General features: G+C 68.1%; 22 protein-coding genes. 13 read left to right on the plus strand and 9 right to left on the minus strand.

The annotated features are described in order from the left end of the window. The first annotated feature begins 62 nt into the window (after positions 1-62). The gene (locus tag ASD79_RS09525; protein ID WP_056720930.1) at positions 63-1,064 is read left to right on the plus strand and encodes a hypothetical protein; all 1,002 of its coding nucleotides are present in this window, start codon (positions 63-65) and stop codon (positions 1,062-1,064) included. A gap of 47 nt (positions 1,065-1,111) precedes the next feature. Then, on the plus strand, positions 1,112-2,035 hold the full coding sequence (locus tag ASD79_RS23185) for an Abi-alpha family protein (protein ID WP_082584865.1): 924 nt from the start codon (positions 1,112-1,114) through the stop codon (positions 2,033-2,035). 519 nt (positions 2,036-2,554) lie between these two features. Here ASD79_RS23185 and ASD79_RS09530 read toward each other — a convergent pair. Together ASD79_RS09530 and ASD79_RS09535 are read right to left on the minus strand one after the other, a co-directional pair. Further along, a complete protein-coding gene (locus tag ASD79_RS09530; RefSeq protein WP_056720932.1) occupies positions 2,555-3,043 on the minus strand; it encodes a VOC family protein in 489 nt (162 codons plus the stop codon). A gap of 170 nt (positions 3,044-3,213) precedes the next feature. Next, entirely contained in the window at positions 3,214-4,329 is a 1,116-nt protein-coding gene (locus ASD79_RS09535; protein ID WP_056720933.1) for an acyltransferase, read from the minus strand. Positions 4,330-4,576: 247 nt separating this feature from the next. On the opposite strand from ASD79_RS09535, the gene ygiD reads away from it, so the two are divergent. The 3 genes from ygiD (at position 4,577) to ASD79_RS09550 (ending at position 7,774) form a co-directional block, all read left to right on the plus strand. Further along, complete coding sequence (ygiD, locus tag ASD79_RS09540; RefSeq protein ID WP_056720934.1) at positions 4,577-5,350, plus strand: 4,5-DOPA dioxygenase extradiol; 774 nt, start codon at positions 4,577-4,579, stop codon at positions 5,348-5,350. A 96-nt stretch (positions 5,351-5,446) separates the two neighbouring features. Then, positions 5,447-6,862: a S41 family peptidase gene (locus ASD79_RS09545; RefSeq protein WP_056720936.1), complete on the plus strand. Its 1,416-nt coding sequence runs from the start codon at positions 5,447-5,449 to the stop codon at positions 6,860-6,862. 192 nt (positions 6,863-7,054) lie between these two features. Continuing rightward, positions 7,055-7,774 (plus strand): glutathione S-transferase, encoded by a 720-nt coding sequence (locus tag ASD79_RS09550; RefSeq protein ID WP_056720937.1) that lies wholly within the window; start codon positions 7,055-7,057, stop codon positions 7,772-7,774. A 15-nt stretch (positions 7,775-7,789) separates the two neighbouring features. On the opposite strand, the gene ASD79_RS09555 is transcribed toward ASD79_RS09550, so the two are convergent. Together ASD79_RS09555 and ASD79_RS09560 are read right to left on the minus strand one after the other, a co-directional pair. After that, positions 7,790-8,236, minus strand: a complete 447-nt coding sequence (locus ASD79_RS09555) for a DUF2147 domain-containing protein (protein WP_056720939.1) — start codon at positions 8,234-8,236, stop codon at positions 7,790-7,792. A 175-nt stretch (positions 8,237-8,411) separates the two neighbouring features. Beyond that, on the minus strand, positions 8,412-9,125 hold the full coding sequence (locus tag ASD79_RS09560) for a DJ-1/PfpI family protein (RefSeq protein ID WP_056720942.1): 714 nt from the start codon (positions 9,123-9,125) through the stop codon (positions 8,412-8,414). A gap of 78 nt (positions 9,126-9,203) precedes the next feature. Between ASD79_RS09560 and ASD79_RS09565 the strand changes: the two genes are divergently transcribed. Continuing rightward, on the plus strand, positions 9,204-10,175 hold the full coding sequence (locus tag ASD79_RS09565; RefSeq protein ID WP_056720944.1) for a GlxA family transcriptional regulator: 972 nt from the start codon (positions 9,204-9,206) through the stop codon (positions 10,173-10,175). 131 nt (positions 10,176-10,306) lie between these two features. On the opposite strand, the gene ASD79_RS09570 is transcribed toward ASD79_RS09565, so the two are convergent. Then, positions 10,307-10,867 carry a DUF1003 domain-containing protein gene (locus ASD79_RS09570; protein ID WP_056720946.1) on the minus strand — a complete coding sequence of 187 codons (561 nt, stop codon included), beginning with the start codon at positions 10,865-10,867 and terminating at the stop codon, positions 10,307-10,309. Between the two features lie 139 nt (positions 10,868-11,006). On the opposite strand from ASD79_RS09570, the gene ASD79_RS09575 reads away from it, so the two are divergent. Beyond that, complete coding sequence (locus tag ASD79_RS09575) at positions 11,007-11,186, plus strand: YegP family protein (protein ID WP_056720948.1); 180 nt, start codon at positions 11,007-11,009, stop codon at positions 11,184-11,186. Between the two features lie 115 nt (positions 11,187-11,301). After that, complete coding sequence (locus tag ASD79_RS09580) at positions 11,302-12,126, plus strand: SDR family oxidoreductase (RefSeq protein WP_056720950.1); 825 nt, start codon at positions 11,302-11,304, stop codon at positions 12,124-12,126. Here ASD79_RS09580 and ASD79_RS09585 read toward each other — a convergent pair. Beyond that, complete coding sequence (locus ASD79_RS09585; RefSeq protein ID WP_056720951.1) at positions 12,086-13,219, minus strand: cell wall hydrolase; 1,134 nt, start codon at positions 13,217-13,219, stop codon at positions 12,086-12,088. The genes ASD79_RS09580 and ASD79_RS09585 overlap by 41 nt on opposite strands. 387 nt (positions 13,220-13,606) lie before the next feature. Between ASD79_RS09585 and ASD79_RS09590 the strand changes: the two genes are divergently transcribed. Further along, positions 13,607-13,792 carry a hypothetical protein gene (locus tag ASD79_RS09590; RefSeq protein WP_056720953.1) on the plus strand — a complete coding sequence of 62 codons (186 nt, stop codon included), beginning with the start codon at positions 13,607-13,609 and terminating at the stop codon, positions 13,790-13,792. Here the strand turns inward: ASD79_RS09590 and ASD79_RS09595 are convergent. Together ASD79_RS09595 and ASD79_RS09600 are read right to left on the minus strand one after the other, a co-directional pair. Beyond that, positions 13,789-14,790: a hypothetical protein gene (locus ASD79_RS09595; protein ID WP_056720955.1), complete on the minus strand. Its 1,002-nt coding sequence runs from the start codon at positions 14,788-14,790 to the stop codon at positions 13,789-13,791. The two genes, ASD79_RS09590 and ASD79_RS09595, sit on opposite strands and share 4 nt — an antisense overlap. A gap of 15 nt (positions 14,791-14,805) precedes the next feature. Continuing rightward, the gene (locus tag ASD79_RS09600; protein WP_056720957.1) at positions 14,806-15,150 is read right to left on the minus strand and encodes a PadR family transcriptional regulator; all 345 of its coding nucleotides are present in this window, start codon (positions 15,148-15,150) and stop codon (positions 14,806-14,808) included. Positions 15,151-15,306: 156 nt separating this feature from the next. Between ASD79_RS09600 and ASD79_RS09605 the strand changes: the two genes are divergently transcribed. The 4 genes from ASD79_RS09605 (at position 15,307) to ASD79_RS09615 (ending at position 18,781) form a co-directional block, all read left to right on the plus strand. Further along, positions 15,307-16,872 carry a hypothetical protein gene (locus ASD79_RS09605; RefSeq protein ID WP_156400434.1) on the plus strand — a complete coding sequence of 522 codons (1,566 nt, stop codon included), beginning with the start codon at positions 15,307-15,309 and terminating at the stop codon, positions 16,870-16,872. Between the two features lies 1 nt (position 16,873). Continuing rightward, complete coding sequence (locus ASD79_RS09610) at positions 16,874-18,124, plus strand: hypothetical protein (RefSeq protein WP_056720960.1); 1,251 nt, start codon at positions 16,874-16,876, stop codon at positions 18,122-18,124. Positions 18,125-18,191: 67 nt separating this feature from the next. Then, on the plus strand, positions 18,192-18,359 hold the full coding sequence (locus ASD79_RS23795; RefSeq protein ID WP_156400435.1) for a hypothetical protein: 168 nt from the start codon (positions 18,192-18,194) through the stop codon (positions 18,357-18,359). An 80-nt stretch (positions 18,360-18,439) separates the two neighbouring features. Next, positions 18,440-18,781, plus strand: a complete 342-nt coding sequence (locus ASD79_RS09615) for a hypothetical protein (RefSeq protein WP_156400436.1) — start codon at positions 18,440-18,442, stop codon at positions 18,779-18,781. Positions 18,782-18,794: 13 nt separating this feature from the next. On the opposite strand, the gene ASD79_RS09620 is transcribed toward ASD79_RS09615, so the two are convergent. Then, positions 18,795-19,226: an Lrp/AsnC family transcriptional regulator gene (locus tag ASD79_RS09620; RefSeq protein ID WP_056720964.1), complete on the minus strand. Its 432-nt coding sequence runs from the start codon at positions 19,224-19,226 to the stop codon at positions 18,795-18,797. Positions 19,227-19,242: the final 16 nt, after the last annotated feature.

Consider the following 19,242-nt stretch of genomic DNA (forward strand, 5'->3'; position numbering starts at 1 on the left):
GGGATCGTGGCGAAACGTCGTTTTGTCTGGAATGTAGAGACTACAGCGGAGCAGTCGAGCTGATGGACGAGGCCAACGAAAAACTGGAGGCGATCCGCGCTCGATACCAAGCCGTAATGGCACCGCTGTTCTTTCCAGAACGGCCCGCCGAGCCCGACATCATTCAGCTATTTGCATCATTGCTTAGGGTCGTGGGCATGGAAGATGCCGGCTGGGACCCGTACATGGAATCTCGCGCCGTGCTTGAGGACCTTAACCGGCTGATGCAGATTCCGCTGCCGGAGGATCGTTTTGCCGATCGCGAGCTGACGGGGTGGCGCCTCGGCCTTCTGTTTTACACGCATGTGGTGGAGATGTCGGCCCCCTACGAAGTGCTGTTGAATTTGCTGCGCTTTCGCCTGGGTAAGGGCTACAGCCCCAACCCCTACTACGATTTCCTTACCAAGGACGAGCGCAAGCGGGCTGCCAAGAGCGGCCTGTTTCCCAGCAAGAAGATCCAGATTATCGGTCAGTTGGGCGATGAAGCGGGCCTCAACCTCAAGTCCATCTTCTTGGACTTTTACTCCGGACCTTTCCGCAATGCCGTCGCTCATTCTGATTTCATCTTCACGGATGAGGGCTTCCGCTGTCGAAATGACCTCTTCGGAAAATCCTTTAAGCTCTCCTTCGCAGAGGTCGATGTCCTGATCACTCACGCCAAAGCCTTTATCGGCGCCTTCTTCACGCTTGAGCGGGAGGCTCGCCGAGGATGGGGCACCAATGCAGGCCAGGGCCATGCCTACGATGCTGCGTACAAGGGCGTCATGGAGATTCTGGCGGACGACGTCGGGCTCATGAACGGGTTCAAAGTCCATTGGCCCAACGGCAGCGAAAGCACATATCGGCGAACCGAAGCAGGTATCGACATGACCAACTGCATGCTTGATTTGGAAGCCAATACAATCGGCCTCATGGTCGGCCTCTATGCCCGTGATCGCGATCCCTTCAGCCCGTTAGTGGAGCGCGGCGAGGCTCCGGTCTACACACCGCTAGAAAATGGTGAGCCAACCGTCTGGCTGCCTTAGCTTGGGCACCCCGATCACCTCACGACGACGGATAGTACGGAGCGACTATGGAAGCCCTGGACCCCGAGCTGGCCAAAGTAGCAGGGCAGATTGCCGTCGATACCGCCAAGGATGCGCGCGGCGCATTGGGACGGTTGTTTGGCGACGCCATCACTGAGCTTGGCCTAACCCTGGGTGATCGCGCACGGCTATATCGGTTTGAAAACCTTACAAAGATTTTGGAGAAAGCGGAACGCATCGCGAGAGAGCGTGGCTATACGGCTGAGCAGTTGAAGGCTTTGCCGTTCGGTGATGCGCTACGAACTACCGAGGCCGCCTCCATGGAGGAGGATGACGACGTTCGGGATTTATGGGCGCGGCTAATCGCCAATGCGACGGCGCCCGAGAACGGATCGCCTGTTCAAAAGGTCTATATCGATCTTCTGAAATCACTCTCTGGGCCCGAAGTCTTATTGCTTGATCTTCTCTGGCGCTTTCGGTTGGACAGCTTTCGAAACCTTGAGGAATTAGACAGCTACAACAGAGATTCCGAGGCCGCCGCGGAAACTCGTTGGCGTAAAGTGCCTATGCAGAAGCGTCTTGCCTCGATTCAAAATTTGCTGAGACTGCGGTGCATAAGCTTGCGCCCTCGCCCGATCATGGCGGAAAATCTTCTGGCCAAGATGCCCAATGAATTGGTGAAAAATCACTTCAGTGAATGGTCGCTTATAGATGCGAAAAAGTTCGAGCGAGTTCTAGTCCAGATAGCCGAGAATATGGCTATTTCTAGCGGCGCCAAAGAACATATTCCATCGAGCGGAGTTATATTGACACCCATGCACGGCGGCTGGAGCTTTAACAGGCAATTGATGATCAAAGCTCCGGAACTGAATTATATTCTGACGCCAATTGGTCGAGATTTGATGCTGGCTTGCAGTCTTTCAGATGACCAAGGTCGAGCGGATGAGGACCATCGCGACGTATATGAATAATCAAACGTGGCGTGACGATTGTTTGACCAATATAGGACCCATTGTATCATTCAGAATATTATCCGACGATGGATCAAATCTCTTGGGTTCGACGTAGAAGTGTAGACACATTGATACCGAAGCCCCATCCGCCAAGCCGGATGCGGCCACGCCTTAAACCCTTGCAGGATGGGAGCTCTGGCGTCTGGCCGAGTCAAGGACCGCCTCTGGCGGCCGCGTCGCGGCGGCGCGGCGCGCCGTCCTTGACTCGGCCAGACGCCAGAGCAAGCTCGCCAGCAAGGTTTCAAGGCGCGGCGTCGCTCGCCCTTCGTCCTAAGAGCTGTGGACAGTTGAACGGTTTAGGCTGGGAAGCGCCGTGCGTCCTTCGAGGCCCTCCTCTGGAGGGCGCCTCAGGATGAGGAACTCAGCAACAACGCGCCTCATCCTGAGGTGCGTAGCGGAGCGAAGCCTCGAAGGACGCAGAGCGCTCGCCGAAGAACGACCGCCAAAGTCTACTGCTCCCACCCTAGCCCCCCCCGATCAGCCCTCGCCCCGCCGCGCGGCCTCGATCTTGGCCACGTCGATCTTGCCCATCGTCATCATCGCCTCGAACACCCGCTTGGCCACCGCCCTGTCCGGGTCGTTGACCCCCTCGGTCAGCTGACGGGGCGTGATCTGCCAGGAATAGCCCCAGCGGTCCTTGCACCAGCCGCACGCGCTGGCCACGCCGCCGTTGCCGACGATGGCGTCCCAGTAGCGGTCGGTCTCGGCCTGGTCCTGGGTCTCGACCATGAACGAAACGGACTCGTTGGGCTTGAAGCCCGGACCGCCGTTGAGCCCCGTGAAGGGCGCGCCGAGCACGGTGAACTCCACCGTCAGCTCCACCCCTTCCGCGCCGTTGGGGAAGTCGCTGGGCGCCGCCATCGCCGCGCCGACATGGCTGTCGGGGAAGACGCTGGCATAGAATTCCGCCGCCTTGCGCGCCTCGCCATGGTCGAACCACAGGCAGTTGGTGATCTTGCCGGCCATCGTCTCTCTCCCTTGCCTTGTCCGTCTCGAAACGTGTTCCCGTCCCCCCGGTTCACGCCGTGACAGGTTTAAGCCCCGAACGTCCGCTTTCCACGCGTCGCCGCCGGCCCAGCCAGCCGCCGGTTCTTTGACGCTACTCAGGAACTCAAGCGTTCAACTGAGTACGGACCCTAGCGCCGCCCCCGCAGCCACGGCGACAGCCGATCCTGCAGCGGCTGGTCGACATAAGTATGGAACAGCCAGGCCGCGCCCATGGCGATCGGGAACGAGGCCAGCCACATCAGCCACTGCCAGCCGATGCCGATCGGCACCGTCTCGATCAGCTTGTGGACCGCGCTCCAATAGATCACCCCCACCAGGATGTGGGTGATGAACAGGGCGAAGGATAGCTTGGCGCCCTCCTCGATCCAGGCCCGGGGATGCCTGACCGGCAGCCGGCCGGCCCCCAGCACGATGGCGGCGATGGCGATCAGGCAGGGAACGTCGAAGATCAGCTCGTCGGGCAGGGCGTAGCGGTCCAGCGGCTGCATGACGGCCAGCAGCCCGCAGCCGGCGATCAGCAGGGCGCGCGCCGCCTTCTCCGACGGCCAGTTCATCTCCACGGCCCGCGCCAGGCAGACGCCGAGGATGAACAGCGGCAGGGCCCGCACCACCCCGAACCGGAACTGCAGGTCCGACAGGGCGTGGTCGAACACCTGGCGCGCCAGCACCTCGCAGGCCACGAAGGCCAGGGCCCCGATCAGCGGCAGGATCCACGGGTGGCGGACCTTGTCGACCGCCCGCCACAGCCACGGGAACACCGCGTAGCAGACGACCAGGGCCGACAGCGACCAGCTGGGCAGGTTCCAGCCGTCGCTGTTGAAGCCCCAGGCGTGGACCAGCAGGGCCTGGACCGGCAGCTGGTCCCAGGCGAAGCGCGAGGGCTTGTGGGCGTCGGTGCCCAGGGCGTTGAGGGCCAGCACCAACCCGGCCATCATCGCCAGCACGATCAGGTGCCCCGGCCAGACCCGTCCGACCCGCCGCACCCAGAAACGGCCGTGGCTGATCTTGCCGGTCAGGGTCGAGGCCCCATAGGCCCGGCCCAGCACATAGCCCGACAGCATCAGGAAGAAGTCCGTCGCCAGGAAGCCGCGCGAGAACACCTGGCCGAAGCGTTCGATGCGCATCGGCCCCTCGGCCCCGTAGTGGTAGACGACGATCAGCAGCGAGGCGAGCAGCCGCAGCAGGTCCAGCGCCCCGCCGCGCGTGGAGGCCCGCGACACGCGCGCCGCCACCGGCGAGGCCATCGCGGGCGTCGCCTCGCTGGAAGCTTCGGGGGAAGCCTCCGAGGGCGCAACGGGAGGAAGGACGGGTACGTTCACGACGCCCGCCTTAACAAAGCCGGGCGCGCCGGGAAAGCACGCGTCGCGACGCGGGGCGCGACACCACGACGCGGCGGCCCGCCTGTGGCCAAATGGTCGCCCCCGGCGTCGTTGAACGCACGAGGGAAGTTCCTATCTGTAACTTCAACAGTGTCTAATTGGATCGACAACGATGACCGCCCGCCTGCCCGTCCTGTTCCTCGGCCACGGCTCGCCGATGAACGCCATCGACGACAACGCCTGGAGCCAGGCCTGGGCCCGGCTGGGCGCCGAGCTGCCGCGGCCCAGGGCGGTGCTGATGATCAGCGCCCACTGGGAGACCATGGGGGCCAGCGCGGTCAGCGCCGCCGAACACCCCGAGACCATCCACGACTTCGGCGGCTTCCCCCAGGCGCTGTTCGACGTGCGCTACGACGCGCCGGGCGCCCCGGCCCTGGCCTTGCGGGTCGCCGAACTGCTGGCCCCCGACCGCGTGGTCCAGCACCCAACGCGCGGCCTGGACCACGGGGCCTGGGGCGTGCTGCGGCCGATGTATCCGCACGCCGACGTGCCGGTGGTCCAGCTCAGCCTGGATCGCGGTCGCTCCGACCAATGGCATTACGACGCCGGCGCGCGCCTGGCCGCCCTGCGCGACGAGGGCGTGCTGATCGTCGGCAGCGGCGACATCGTCCACAACCTGCGGGCCGTGAACTTCCGCACCGGCGAAATCCCCGACTGGGCCCCGCGCTTCAACGACCAGGCCAAGGCCCTGATCGCCGCCGGCGACCACGGCCCGCTGATCGACTGGCGGAGCCTGGGCCCCGACGCCGAGGCCTCGATCAACAGCGCCGAGCACTATCTGCCGCTGCTCTACGTGCTGGGCGCCCAGCAGCCGGGCGAGCCGGTGTCGTTCTTCACTGATGATCTGTTCGCGGCGATCTCGATGACCAGCGTGCGGATCGGGTAGGCTTTCCAGGGCGTTACCACCACAAAGACCACGCTGACGCTTGCATCGGCCGTCCCGCAGCGCCGATGGTCCGGCGTTGAAATGGAGGGGATTCGCATGACGCGTCGCAGCGCCCTCGTCGCAGCCGTGATCGCCCTGGCCGGAACGGCGAGCGCCCAGCCCTCCCACGCCCAGGCCCCGGGCGCCGACACCCAGGGCGCCAGTACCCAGGGTGCCAATACCCAAGGCGTATGGCGCTCGCGCGGCTATGGCTACATCGTCAGGATCGACGCCGCCGGCCCCAAGCTGTTCCACGCCGTCGACGGCGCCTGCTACGCCGACCCGCGTCCGCAGGCCGATCCCGACGGCATCCTGGCCGTGCGTCGCGCGGTCGGCCCAGGCGCCATCGCCTTTTCGTCGGGCCCGGCCGACACCGCCTACCTGTTCGACCGCCTGCCCGCCCTGCCCAAGGCCTGCCTGGCCAAGACCGACTGGACGCCCCGCCGCGTCGCCGCCGTGACCGCCGAGACCTTCGCGGCCTTCTACCCTTCCTCGCGCGAGCACCACATCGACTGGCCGGCCCGGGCCCGCATCGCCGACAAGGCGGCGGGCAAGGCGACCAGCGACGCGGCGCTGTTCGACGTGCTCGACGGGCTGATGGCGGGGCTCAACGATCCGCATGTCGGCCTGCAGGCCACGCTGGGCGGCGACGAGCGCGAATTCGAGAGTGGCCAGGCCGCCACCCTGATCCGGGTGCGCTCGGAATCCAAGGAGGCCGACCCCGCCGCCTCGGAGAAGGCCTGGCTGCAGGCCTACAAGCGCGGGGTGATGGACGGCGTGCTGAGGGGCCGCGGCCACCAGACGGCAAACAACCGGGTGATCTGGGGTCGGGTGGGCGAGATCGGCTACCTGAACGTCGCCACCATGGGCGGCTTCGACAAGGACGCCGCCCCCGGCGACCCCGCGGCCCTGGACAAGGCCCTGGACGAGGCCCTGACGGCCTTCGAGGGCGCCAAGGCGGTGATCGTCGACGTCAGCAACAATCGCGGCGGCTACGACGACATCAGCCTGCGCATCGCCGGCCGCTTCGCCGACCGCTCGCGCCTGGCCTGGACCAAGGTCGCGGTCGGCGCGCGCGGCGTGGTTCCCCAGGCCTTCCATGTCGAGCCGACGCGCGGGCGCCGCTATCTGGGGCCCGTGTATCTGGTGACCAGCGACGTCACGGTCAGCGCCGGCGAGACCTTCACCCTGGCCATGCGCGCCCTGCCCAACGTGGTGCAGGTGGGCGAGCGCACACGCGGCGCCCTGTCGGACAAGCTGAACAAGCCCCTGCCCAACGGCTGGATGCTGACCCTGCCGGGCGAGATCTATCGCGACCCGCGGGGGACGCGCTTCGAGGCGGTCGGCATCGCCCCCGACGTCCCGCGCGCGGTGTTCGCCGGCGACCTGGCCGAAGGCCATGCCCGGATGATCCACGCCCTGATGGACCAGATCGAGCAGGGCGGCGCGCCGTCGCCGGTCACGCGGAGCTGAAGGCTCCTTACGCAAGAAGGATCGAGAAGCGCCCCGCGTCCTTCGAGGCCCTCCGTTGGAGGGCGCCTCAGGATGAGGAGCTTTGTGCTGATTTCCTCATCCTGAGGTGCGTAGCGAAGCGAAGCCTCGAAGGACGCAGGGCATTCACAGCCTCCAATGGGAACAATCGCGCTCCAGACGGTTTCCCCCCGCATGACCTACCAACTGCACTACTGGCCGACGATCCAGGGGCGCGGCGAGTTCGTGCGCCTGGCCCTGGAAGAGGCCGGCGCGGCCTATGTCGACGTGGCGCGCGGCGACGGCGACGACGGCGGCGAGGAGGCCCTGATGGCCGACATGGCCGCCCAGGACCACCCGCCCTTCGCGCCGCCCTATCTGGTCGACGGCGACCTGGTGATCGGCCAGACGGCCAATATTCTGCTGCACCTGGGTTTGCGCCACGGCCTGGCCCCGAAGGCCGAGGCCGGGCGGCTGTGGGTCAACCAGCTGCAACTGACGATCGCCGACCTGGTGGCCGAGGCCCACGACGTCCACCACCCGGTCGGGATGGGCCTCTATTACGAGGATCAGAAGCCCGAGGCGGCCAGGCGGGCCCGGGAATTCCGCACCCAGAGGATGAAGAAGTTCCTCGGCTGGTTCGAGACCGTGCTGGAGCGGGCTCCGAAAGGAGGCTGGCTGACCGGTGAGGATCTGACCTATGCCGACCTGTCGCTGTTCCAGGCGGTCGAGGGTCTGCGCTACGCTTTCCCCCACGCCATGAAGCGACTGGAGCCCAGGATCGGGCGGGTGATCGCCGTGCGCGATCGGGTGGAGGCGCGGCCCAACATCAAGGCCTATCTCGCCTCGCCGCGCCGCATCCCGTTCAGCACCGAGGGGATCTTCCGGCTCTATCCGGAGCTTGACCCGGTCTAGGGCGGCGAGCCGCCCCTACGACGCCGCGTTGGCGGTGACGCTATCGACCCGCCGCCAGGTCTGCGACTTGCAGAGGATGGACCCGATCAGGCAGCCCTTGGCCTTCATGGTCGTGGCGTTCGGGAAGTCGGCCGTGCCGGTCAGGGTCATGTTGAGGTCCGGCACGAACACCTTGCCCTTCCAGCTGCCGTTCTTCTGCAGCTGGAAATCGCGCAGCAGCTGAAGGCCGACCAGGTTGGGCGTGCCGCCCTTCTTGGCGTCGGCCTGGGCCTCGTCGGTGGCCCAGACGACGTTGCCGCAGGCGCGGCCACCGCCGCAGGGCTTGATCTCGACATGCACGCTGTTCTTGGGATTGCGCCAGACGCCGTAGGTGAAGGGGGCGTCCTGGGCCGAGGCCGGCAGGGCGATCGAAAGGCCGGCCAGGGCCGCCAGAACGACGAGAGCGGTTTTGACTGAACGCATGAGCGCCTCCGAACACCACCATGTTGTGATGCAGGTCAGCGCCCGGATCAAGGCGGGCGGGGCGATTTGGCGCGCCTAGAGCCGCTAACCAGGCTGGAGCAAATCCCAGAATTCCGCTTGTCCCGGCGAATGCCGGGACCCAGATCCCAAGGCGGTGTGGAAGTGAGCCGATGCCTTAGACCCCCGCCAACAGCCTCTCCCCCGCCGCCCGGGCCGCGGCCCAGCGCGCATCCATGCCCCGGCCGTAGATCGCCTGGACCCGCTCCAGAACGGCCGGCGGCGCGGTCTCGGGGCGGCCGGCGTCGAACGGCGGAGCAGGGGCGTATTCGACGGCCAGCTGGATGGCCTGGGCGACGTCGGGACCCGCGATCTCGGCGGCGATGGTCAGGGCGAAGTCGATGCCCGCCGTCACCCCGCCGCCGGTGAACACATTGCCGTCGCGCGCCACCCGGGCCGGGTCGGGGATGGCCCCGAACAGCGCCAGTTGGTCGCGCCAGGCCCAGTGGCAGGCCGCCCGCCGGCCCCGCAGCAGTCCGGCCGCGCCCAGCAGCAGCGACCCGGTGCAGACCGAGGTCACATAGCGCGCCCCCGCCGCCAGCCGGCGCAGTTGGGCCAGATAGGCCTCATCGGCCATCGCCTGGGTGACGCCGAAGCCGCCGGGCACGCACAGCAGGTCGCAATGCTCCAGGTCGGCCAGCCGGGCCACCCGGGCGAAGACCAGGCCCTCGGCTTCGATCTCGCCGCCGGCCTCGCTGGCGATCACCACCTGGGCGCCGGGCAGGCGGCTGAGGATCTGGTGCGGGCCGGTGAAGTCCAGGTGGGTGACATCCGGGAACAGGGCGAAGACGATGTGCAGCGGGGCGGGCTTCTTCGGCGGTGATTGGGTCATGGGGCGGTCTCCGATTGACGCCGCAGCATCGTCCGCCTAGCGTCTGGCGGAAATGACATAATTCCCTCGGAATCCGCCATGACCCGCGAACTCGGCTTCCTGATCTTCCCCGACTTCCAGCTGCTGGACGCCGCCGGACCGATCGCCGCCTTCGAGATCGCCGGACGGCTCGCGCCCGGGGCCTATCGCCTGAACCTGCTGGCCCGCGACCCCGGCCCGGTGGCCAGTTCGTCGGGCGTGGCGATGACCGCGACGGCCTTCGCCGACGCCCCGCCGCTCGACACCCTGATCGTCTCCGGCGGCGAGGGCACGCGCAGCCCGGCGATCTGCGACGCCACCCTGACCTTCGTCCGCGCCGCGTCGGCCACGGCCCGCCGCACCGCCAGCGTCTGTTCGGGGACCTACGTCCTGGCCGCCGCCGGCCTGCTGGACGGCCGCCGGGCCACCACCCACTGGCAGCGGTCGCGGGACTTCCAGAAGCGGTTCCCGGCCGTGCGGCTGGAGCCCGACAAGATCTTCGTCCAGGACGGCGCGCTGTGGAGCTCGGCCGGGATCACGGCCGGCATCGACATGGCCCTGGCGATGATCGGCGCCGACCTCGGCGAAGCCGTCGCCCGCCGCACCGCCCAGCAGCTGGTGGTTTATCACCGCCGCCCCGGCGGCCAGTCGCAGTTCTCGGCCCTGCTGGAGATGCAGGGCGGCCGGTTCGACGACCTGCTGGTCTGGGCGCGCGAGAACCTGGCCCTGCCGCTGACCGTCGACCAGTTGGCGGAGCGGGCCGCCATGAGCCCACGCAACTTCGCCCGGCTGTTCGCCGCCGAGACCGGCGCCACCCCCGCCAAGGCCGTCGAGCGCCTGCGCGTCGAGGCGGCCCGGGCGCTGCTCGACAGCCAGCCGCTGCAGGTCGAGGACGTGGCCCTGGAGACCGGCTTCGGCGATTCCGAACGCATGCGCCGCGCCTTCGTCCGCGCGTTTGGACAGCCACCCCAGGCGCTGCGGCGGGCCGGAAGAACCCTCTCCCATGGGGAGAGGGAGGGGCCCACGCCATAGGCGTGGGAGGGTGAGGGGTTACGCCCTCGCCGTTTTCCTCGAACGCCCTGCCGGCGCGCCGTCGGACGCAGAACCCCCTCACCCTCCCACCGCTGCGCGGCGGGCCCCTCCCTCTCCCCATGGGAGAGGGTTCAGGCTCCGCCGGCCATCTTCGCCACCTGGGCCTTCAGGATATCCAGCGTCTCGGTGTTGCACCGCAGGATCTCGACCATCTCCTGCTCGCGCAGGGCGTCCAGCTTGGCGTGCAGGCGCATGATCTCCAGCTCCGCGCGCAGGTTGACGACATAGTCGTGCTCGGCGTTCAGCCGGTCCTTCGTGGCCTGGCGGTTCTGGCTCATCATGATCACCGGGGCCTGGATCGCCGCCACGGTCGAGAGGATCAGGTTGAGGAAGATGAACGGATAGGGGTCGAACGACAGATGGAACGGCTTGAGGCCGACGTTCAGCACGATCCACAGCGCCAGGCAGGCGCAGAACCCGCCGATGAAGGCCCAGGACCCGCCGATCGCCGCGACCCGGTCGGCCAGCCGGTCCCAGAACGACCGGTCATCGGCCAGCAGGGCCTTGTTGAGTCCGGTGGGGGCCTCGGCGGCGATCAGATCGATGACGCTCTTCTGGACGTCCTTCAGGGCGGCGTAGGGCGTGGCCAGCAGGTCACGGGCCAGTTGGTCGAGGCGATCGTCGGGGGTCATGGGCGCTCGTCGATGAGGGACGGCGAAGGATGCGCCTTCGAGGACGGCGCGCAAGCCGCCGATTGACGCCGTGCACGCCTGAGGCGAGGTTGGCGTCGTCGGCTTGACGACATCGTCAGCGCACTAAGGAGCGATCCCCATGGCCCACAAGTTCCAGATCAAGAAGAACAAGGCGGGCGAGTTCGTCGCCTACTTCGTCTACAACAGCGAGACCATCTTCTGGACCGAGGGCTACACCTCGAAGGCCTCGGCCAAGAACGCCATCGAGTCGATCAAGAAGAACGGCCCGGACGCCGAGATCGACGACCAGACGGACTGAGGCCAATCGAAGGGGGGCATGCGCTTGTGCGTGTCCCCACCTCGACCCCGGCTTGACCTTCCCCGCCTCCCCGGCGTCTGATCGGCGATAACAAACAGAAAAGGGGAGGGACGACATGGACGCCAGCGCCACCAACGCAACGGCAGGGGCCCGCAAGGCCGTTTTCATCACCGGCGCCGCCAGCGGCATCGGCCTAGCCGCCGCCAAGCGCTTCGCCGCCGAGGGCTGGTTCGTCGGGCTTTCCGACATCGACGCGCCGGGGCTGAAGGCGGCGCTCGTCGCCATCGGTCCGGACAACGGCTCGGTTCACCGGCTCGACGTCCGCGACCGCAGCGCCTGGACCGCCGTCCTGGCCGACTTCGCCAAGGTGACCAAGGGCCGGCTGGACCTGCTGCTCAACAACGCCGGCGTCGCCCGCTTCGGGCCGTTCGAGAGCCACGAAGACGCCGACATCGACCTGCAGCTGGACGTCAACATCAAGGGCGTGATCAGCGGGGCCCGCGCCGCCCTGCCCTGGCTGAAGGCCACGCCGGGGTCGCGGCTGGTCAACATCTCGTCCTGCGCGGGCCTGTACGGCTCACCCGGCCTGGCGGTCTATTCGGCCACCAAGTTCGCGGTGCGCGGCCTGTCGGAGGCGCTGGACGTCGAGTTCGCGCCGCAGGGCGTCAGCGTCGCCTGCGTGATGCCGTGGTTCGTGGAGACGCCGATCCTCAACGCCAGCCAGCCGGGCAGCAACGCCAACATGTCCGACGCCCTGAAGGCCGGCGGGCTGCCGGTCTATCCCGTGGAGGACGCCGCCGAGGTGATCTGGCGCGCCGCCCACGGGAAGGACCTGCACTATTTCGTCGGCAAGCGGGCCAAGCAGATGCGCTTCGCCACCAGCCACATGCCCGGCGCGGTTAGGAAGCAGCTCCGGTCGAGGCCGCCGCTGGCGACTTGACGGCGTCGCCCGACGCAGGCGACGAGGCCTTGCTCGGGTGCATGGCCGGGGCCGAGGCCGGTTCGGAGACCGGGCCCACGGGACCGCCCATGCCGCCCGGCGCGGTCGCCTGCGTCGGGGTGTTGGGCATGATCACCAGGGCGCTGGCCAGCTGGAGCGTCTGGACGGGCTTGCCGTCGGCGCTGGTCGCGGCCGGCAGGCTGGCCAGGGTGACGCCGGGCAGCTCGTCCGCCGTCGACGGACGCGGCTGGCGGCTGAAGGCGTCCGGCGCGCCCGAGCGACCGCCGAAGCGGTAGAACACGTGCATGCCGACCTGGGCGACGCGCAGCAGGCGCGGGCCCCAGCCCGGCGAGACGCCGGTGGTGTGGAAGTGGGTCGCGGCCCCGACCTCGCCCATCACCGCGCCGCTCAGGGCGCGCGAGGCGACCTTCTGGGCCCGGTTCCAGGCGCCGGGCTCGCGACCGCGACGCATCGAGCCGTCGCAGGCGAAGCTGAACTGGCAACCGACGTGCTTGTAGGCCCCCTGGAACACCACGCCGCAGATCGACTTGGGGAACGAAGGGTGGCGTACGCGGTTTAATACCACTTGAGCCACGGCCGCCTGGCCGCTCGGGGTCTCGCCGCGGGCCTCGTAATAGACCGCCTCGGAAAGGCACTCGAGTTCACGCGAGCTTTCCAGGGCGTTGGTCAGACGGAACGGCGCGACAGCCGGGTTGAACGGACCGCCGAAGCTGGCGCGCAGCATCAGGGGCTGGCGATCGCCGCCGCTCGCCTGGCGCTGTTCGAGGCGTTCGGCGAGCAGCGCCGACTGCCGGTCGCGCTGGGCGCCGCCGGCGACGGTATAGGGATCGTGACGGCGGGCGATGGCCATCGCTCCGGCGTCCATCCGCGACGCGGCCTGGTACAGCGCCGCGTCGGAGAAATTCCCCTCGGCGCCGTCGGCCAGGCGCGAGACTTGAGCGTGCTGACTCGCGGCTTGGGCCATGCCCCCCACAAGGTAAACGCCGCCAAGCGCCAGACCCGTGGCGGATCCGACCAATACGGCGCCGATCAGCGCGCGCGCGTCTGCGCACGTCTGCGACTTGATATTCAAAACTCGTGTCCTGCGCGGCGAGGGCGGACCGCCCCCCGACAAAAACGCCTTTAGAAACCCGGGAAAAACACTATCGGGCAGCTCTGAAAGCGGAGGCTCGGCCGGTTCACGATGGTGGCCGAAGTCCTACATATAGAGCGCCTTATGACGCAATCATGACCGAGTCGCAAGCGTACGCGGAGTCGCACCATGAATTTAGCCGCCCCGCGCGACAGATCGAATGGTTAATTGTTTGATTCCAAGGCAAAAACGCGACAGTCCCGTAATTCCCCGAAACGGCGAATATTCAACCGCTCGGATAGACTTCCGCCCCGCCGCTCTCAATGGAACCCCGCCTGTCGCACGCCGTTACTCAAGCGACGTCGCAAGGATGTCTCGGAGGACATAGTGTCTGCTATTTGCCGGTTTTCCCTCCCCCTCGCGGCCGCCCTCGCCCTGGCCGCCTGCGGCCACAACATGGAGCAGCGCGCGGCCACCGGCGCGATCGCCGGAGCGGTCGTCGCCGGCCCGGTGGGCGCGGTGGTCGGGGCCGGTGTGGGGGCGGTGGTCAACACCGCCGCCAAGCCGAACTAGGCCGTTCGGGAGGCCGCCGCTTCCGGAGTCCGCCCGCCTCGCAACAGCCGCCAGCCGTCGACGATAAGCTTAATGACGCAGATCGCGGCGGCGACGGCCGTGGCGATCTGAAACGTCTGGTCGAGCACCAGCTGCAGGGCGGCGACGTCCGCCGATCGCGTCCCCGCCGCGCCCTGCGCCGCCACCTCGACCAGACGTCCGGCCGACCACAAAGTCGCGGCCAGCGCCAGCCCGCCCAGGCCGCCGACGATCTCCAGCCCGGCGCGCGCCCGCACCCAGTCGGGCCGGATCATCCTCACGAGGCTGGAGGCGACCTGGACCAGGGCCAGGGCCAGGATCGGCAGATACAGGGTCGACCAGATCGGCGTCGCGCCCAGGAATAGGCCGTTGCGCGCCACGCTCGCCGACCACGGCGCCTCCACCGCGCCCGTCCACCACAGGATGAACAGCAATGTGGCGGCCAGCTCGAACGACGCCTCGAAACGCGACCCGACCTTGCCGCCGCGCCGGTCGAGGCGTGGCAGGTCGGCGACCTTCCAGTCGAGGGTCCGGCCCAGCTGGATCCAGCCGCGCTCGATCGCCGCCCCGACCACCGTCGCCGCCCCGATCATCATCATGGCCGTGGTGAGGAAGCCGGACAGGAAATGCGCCAGGGCCGCGCCGTCTTCGTGGCCGGTGATCACCGCGATGACGATCGGAATGGCGGTGACGACGGCCGTCAGGATCAGCAGGCCCTTCACCGCGAACATGTAGAACGGATAGAGCTCCGGTCCGATCACCGAGCGCGGCGTTCCGAACCGGCCGGCCACGGCGATCGGGTGGCCAAAGGCCCGCAGCACGTCCTCGCGCTCGGCCCTGTCGAGCGGCCGGCCCAGTTCGGCCTCCTTCTCCTCCATCTGGCTCAGCAGCAGGTCGCGCAGCTCGGCGATGATGTCCTGGCGCTGGGCCTTGGGCAGCAGGGCCGCGACGGCGGCCAGATAGCGGTCGAGCAGGTCCATGACGGGGTCCCTTCCTCAGATCAGGTTTTGCAGGGTGTCGTTCATCGCCCGCCACTCGGCGGACAGGCGGGCCAGCACGGCCACGCCGTCGGGCGACAGGCGGTAGAAGCGCTTCTTGCGCTTGTCTTCCTCGCGCCATTCGCTGGTCAGCAGGCCCTGGCCCTCGAGGCGGCGCAGCATCGGGTAGAGCGCCCCTTCGTCGATCTCCAGCCCCACCTCGGCCAGCGCCTGGCGCAGGCTGTAGCCGTAGCGCTCGACCCGCAGGTGCGCGAGCACGGCCAGGATCAGGGTCCCGCGCCGGAGCTCCTGGCGCAGGGTTTCGAAAATGTCGGCGCCTGTTGGCTCGGTGTTTGGGGGCATGGTGTACGTCGCATGGTGTGCGCCACTTGGTGTGTGGCGTACACTGTGTGACACACTGTATATGTCATCGTCAAGCCATGTCGAAGGCGACTACAAGCGTTGCCATGGTGCGGAGGTCATGCTTCTACCTGCGGACGTAGCTTAGCCGGGGGCGTCATGAAGCGTTTCGTATTGGTCGGGGCCTCCGCCCTGGCCCTGTTGTGCGGGGTCGCGACGGCGAACGCCGACACCAAAGCCGTCTCCGACCAGATTTCGCCCTCCCCCACGCACCGCACCCGCGACGCCGAGGCCGCCCTGCTGGAAATCCAGGACGCCCAGCAGAAGCTCGCCAATGGCGATTTCTCCGGCTGCTACGAGGTGCTGAAGCCGGTGATGGCCGGCAAGGGTCTCTCCCAGCTGGAACCCGCCGTGCAGCGCGCCGCCTGGTATATTTTCGGCGTCGCGGCGACGCAGAACAGCACCAAGATGGACGAAGCGCATGACGCCTTCCGGCATTCGTCCGTGCTGGAAGGCGCGGTCGGCCTGGACTGGTACATGCGGCTGATGACGGCCTCGGCGCGCGAGGACAAGGATGACGCCGTCCTCGCCGCGACCACCCTGGCCGAGGACTATCCGGCCACCTTGAGCCAGGTCACGGACACCGGCATGGCCTGGCTGGTCGCCAGCGCCAAGGACGTGCCGCGGGGCGACACCCGACGGTTCGCGTTGCTCGACGCCCTGCTCACCGCCGACTGGAAGCCCAAGAGTCCCTACATCGACTGGAGCATGCAGTGGTCGCAGCACGCCGCCCAGCTGCTGGATCGCGGCGACGCGACGCGCGCCGCCGAGGCCGCCAAGCGCGTGACCATGCCGATCCCGCTGATCGGCATGCGGGCCGACAACCGCTTCGCCCCCGTGCTGAAGTCCTCGCCCGGCCTCTTCGACATCAAGGCCGCCTACGCCCGGCGCATCGAACGGGCCCAGGCGCGGGTCGCCGCCGACCCGACCTCGCTCGAAGCCGCCAACCAGTTGGTCGCCGCCCTGCTGTCGGCCGATCGACCGGCCGAGGGTCTGAAGGTGGTCGACGACGCCCTGGCCAAGGCGCTGCCGGCCGATGGCGCCAAGTCCAGCTACAAGGACGCCGAGAGCGTCAACCTGACGCTCAACCTGCGCGCCGAGATCCTGCTCGCCCTGGGGCGTAGCGACGAAGGCCTGGCTGTTCTGGCCCGCGCCGCGCGGCGGCCGGAGAGGGGCCATCTCAATATCAGCCAGACGCTGAACCTGGCCGGCCAGCAGATGATCACCGGCCACCTGGACGAGGCGGTGGAAACCTTGGCCGAGGTCACCACCTCGGACGCCAGCGCCTACGGCAAGATGGTGCAACAGTCCTTGCGCGCCTGCATCGCCGCGCAGAAGGGCGACAAGGACGGCATGGCGCGCGTGCTGGAGGCGATGCGCAAGACGCAGGACGACGCCCCGCGAATGATGATGAGCGCCCTGGTTTGCGCCGACGACCAGGACGCCGCCGCCCACCTGCTCATCGGCCGGATCGCCGACCCTGACACCCGCCTCGAGGCTCTGAGCGAGGTCCAGGACTATCCCGAGCGGCCGGACCTGACGGCGTTCGAGAAGGTGCTGCGGGCGCGCGGCCTGGCGATCGAGGCCCGGCCCGACGTCCAGGCGGCGATCGCGGCGGTCGGCCAACGGACCGAAAAGCCGCCCTATCCCTATCGAGGGTGGTGAGATGAAACCCCTGTTGTTCGCCCTGGTGCTGGCCGGCCTCGCCGCGACCGGCCCCTTGGCCCTGGCCGAAACCGAAAAACTGCCCCTCGATCTCGACGCCCCCGCCAAGGCGGTCGCCCTGGTCGAGAAGCAGGCCCGCAAGCCCGGCGGGCTCTCCGCCTTCGCGGCCTCCGACCTGCAGGACCTGGTCTACGCCGCCGCGGACGACAAGCCGGGACTGCAGCTCAGGTTGTTGAACCTGCTGGCCCGCGAGAACTTCGCCCCCGCCGACCCGTTCGAGACCTATGACGACATCTGGTACGAGCAGGCGCTGCGGCTCGAGGAAAAGGGCGACCAGGCCGGCGTCCTGACCGCCCTGGGCCGGATGCGCGCCATCAGCGAGCTGTTCTACGCAGGACTGGACCCGCGGTTCGCGCGGACCCGCGCGGCCGATCCGGCGGTGTTCGACATCAAGGCCGCGGCCGAGCGCCGCCTGGCCCAGGCGGAGACGCTGTCGGTCGCCCATCCCGATCGCCTGGTCGGCGCGCGAATCCGCGCCGACGCCCTGGAACAACTGGGACGAGCCGACCAGGCGCTGGCCCTGGTCGACGAGGCTCTGGCCAAGGTCGAGGCCCATCCCGGCGACTATGTCGACAAGGCCGACACCCTCACCAGCCTGCATGTCGAGCGCGCGGTTTCGCTGTGGCTGGTCGGCCGGACCGACGACGCGATCGCCGAGCGGCGGCGGACCATCCCCCTCGCCCGCTCGCAGGAGGGCTATAACGGCTGGGCCGACCTGGCCCTGGTCGGCGACCTGGTGGCGTCGGGCAAGGCCGCCGAGGCGCTGGTCGCGCTCGACTATTTCAACGCCGAGGTAGGCGTCGCCAGCATCGACAACTGGGTGGCCGCCCGGGCGATCTGCGCCAACGCCCAACTGGGACGCCAGGGGGCGGCGCAACGCGAGCTGAGCCGCCTGGCCGGCAAGGACGACCCCAACACCGCGTCGTTGAGCTTCGCCTATCTGTGCCTCGACGATCTCGACAAGGCGGCGCTGACCTACATCGCCCGCTTGGAGAACCCCGACCGCGCGCCGAGGGCGATCGAAGCGCTCTCGCCCCGCATCGCGATCAAGGCCGCCCGACCCGCGATGGAGGCCGAACTTCTGCGGCGGCAAGCGATGGTGGCGGCCCGCTCGGACGTCGCCGCCGCCCTGGCCAAGCGCGGCGGGCCGCAACCCTCGCTCCTGATCCCCGCGGCCGGCGAACCCTATTGATAGGCGCGGTGGGAACGCTCCACCGGCCGGCGCCTTCCTAGTGTCACCCGCCCCGAGGAGACCCGCCATGTTCGGAAACAAGGACGCCCAGGCCACCGTGCCGGTCAAAAGCCTGGCGCTGGCGCGGGCCTCGATGCGGTTCCACGCCATTTCGGTGCGGGCTTGGCTGAGGCGCCGGGCGGCGGGCGACCGGCGGCGTCCAACGGGCGACGCAGGCGGGCTGATCCGCGATTGAAACCTGCAATTGCACTTGCCAAGGCGACTTGCCAAAGGCGAAGCTTGCCGCATCGTTTCGAATCGCGACTGGGGGTTTCCTTGCAACACATCAGCAGGATCGCGGCGGCTGCAGCGTTTTCGCTGGGCATGCTGGCGATGGGTCCGACAGCGCACGCCGCCGCGGAATCGCTGGTCGTGCCGGACGCCTCTGTCCTGCAGTACGGCGTGAGCTACGACGCCAAGGTCTATTTCCGCAACCTGAACCAGGTCGACGCCAGCTGGCTGGGCTGCTGCTACAACTATTGGATCGACGTCTCGACCGACACGGGCCGGGCGCAGTTCTCGGCCTTCCTCACCGCCAAGGCCAGCCACTCGCGGATCGTCTTCTTCATCGCCGACAAGGCCGTCATCAGCCCCTTCATCATGGTCGGCGACTTCTGACTGCTGATCGCGCTCAGCGATCGAACTTCGTCGACAGGATGATCGACGAAGTGGTGCGCTCGACCCCCGGAAGCTGGCCGATGCGATCGATCACCGCGTCCATCTCGGCGACCGTCGCGGTGGCGGCGATGGCGATCATGTCGTAGTCGCCGCTGACCGAGTGCAGCAGCCGCACCTGCGGGATGGCCCGCAGCCCCGCCTCGACGGCGCGGGCCTCCTTGGGGCCGATCTTCAGCATCACGTGGACGCGAACGGCGCCGTGGGCATGGTCGGGCGCCAGGCGCGCGGTGTAGCCGACGATCACCCCGTCGCGTTCCAGCCTTTCGATCCGGCTCTGCACCGTGGTACGCGAACGGCCGACCCGCCGCGCGAGGTCGGCGGTCGAGGCCCGGCCGTTGTCCCGCAGGGCGGCGATCAGCTTCTCGTCTATGGCGTCGATCGTCATTGCGTCGGCTCGAACC

Origin of the sequence: Caulobacter sp. Root655 (assembly GCF_001427665.1) — a bacterium.
Lineage (GTDB): Bacteria > Pseudomonadota > Alphaproteobacteria > Caulobacterales > Caulobacteraceae > Caulobacter.

Excerpts from the sequence above, each read along its gene's own strand:
- ASD79_RS09545 (WP_056720936.1), top strand. The coding sequence starts at position 5,447 with ATGACGCGTCGCAGCGCCCTCGTCGCAGCCGTGATCGCCCTGGCCGGA.
- ASD79_RS09555 (WP_056720939.1), bottom strand. The coding sequence starts at position 8,236 with ATGCGTTCAGTCAAAACCGCTCTCGTCGTTCTGGCGGCCCTGGCCGGC.
- ASD79_RS09560 (WP_056720942.1), bottom strand. The coding sequence starts at position 9,125 with ATGACCCAATCACCGCCGAAGAAGCCCGCCCCGCTGCACATCGTCTTC.
- ASD79_RS09605 (WP_156400434.1), top strand. The coding sequence starts at position 15,307 with ATGAAGCGTTTCGTATTGGTCGGGGCCTCCGCCCTGGCCCTGTTGTGC.
- ASD79_RS09550 (WP_056720937.1), top strand. The coding sequence starts at position 7,055 with ATGACCTACCAACTGCACTACTGGCCGACGATCCAGGGGCGCGGCGAG.
- ASD79_RS09620 (WP_056720964.1), bottom strand. The coding sequence starts at position 19,226 with ATGACGATCGACGCCATAGACGAGAAGCTGATCGCCGCCCTGCGGGAC.
- ASD79_RS09565 (WP_056720944.1), top strand. The coding sequence starts at position 9,204 with ATGACCCGCGAACTCGGCTTCCTGATCTTCCCCGACTTCCAGCTGCTG.
- ASD79_RS23795 (WP_156400435.1), top strand. The coding sequence starts at position 18,192 with ATGTTCGGAAACAAGGACGCCCAGGCCACCGTGCCGGTCAAAAGCCTG.
- ASD79_RS09580 (WP_056720950.1), top strand. The coding sequence starts at position 11,302 with ATGGACGCCAGCGCCACCAACGCAACGGCAGGGGCCCGCAAGGCCGTT.
- ASD79_RS09530 (WP_056720932.1), bottom strand. The coding sequence starts at position 3,043 with ATGGCCGGCAAGATCACCAACTGCCTGTGGTTCGACCATGGCGAGGCG.
- ygiD (WP_056720934.1), top strand. The coding sequence starts at position 4,577 with ATGACCGCCCGCCTGCCCGTCCTGTTCCTCGGCCACGGCTCGCCGATG.
- ASD79_RS09595 (WP_056720955.1), bottom strand. The coding sequence starts at position 14,790 with ATGGACCTGCTCGACCGCTATCTGGCCGCCGTCGCGGCCCTGCTGCCC.
- ASD79_RS09535 (WP_056720933.1), bottom strand. The coding sequence starts at position 4,329 with ATGGCCTCGCCGGTGGCGGCGCGCGTGTCGCGGGCCTCCACGCGCGGC.
- ASD79_RS09575 (WP_056720948.1), top strand. The coding sequence starts at position 11,007 with ATGGCCCACAAGTTCCAGATCAAGAAGAACAAGGCGGGCGAGTTCGTC.
- ASD79_RS09570 (WP_056720946.1), bottom strand. The coding sequence starts at position 10,867 with ATGACCCCCGACGATCGCCTCGACCAACTGGCCCGTGACCTGCTGGCC.
- ASD79_RS09610 (WP_056720960.1), top strand. The coding sequence starts at position 16,874 with ATGAAACCCCTGTTGTTCGCCCTGGTGCTGGCCGGCCTCGCCGCGACC.
- ASD79_RS09525 (WP_056720930.1), top strand. The coding sequence starts at position 63 with ATGGACGAGGCCAACGAAAAACTGGAGGCGATCCGCGCTCGATACCAA.
- ASD79_RS09600 (WP_056720957.1), bottom strand. The coding sequence starts at position 15,150 with ATGCCCCCAAACACCGAGCCAACAGGCGCCGACATTTTCGAAACCCTG.
- ASD79_RS23185 (WP_082584865.1), top strand. The coding sequence starts at position 1,112 with ATGGAAGCCCTGGACCCCGAGCTGGCCAAAGTAGCAGGGCAGATTGCC.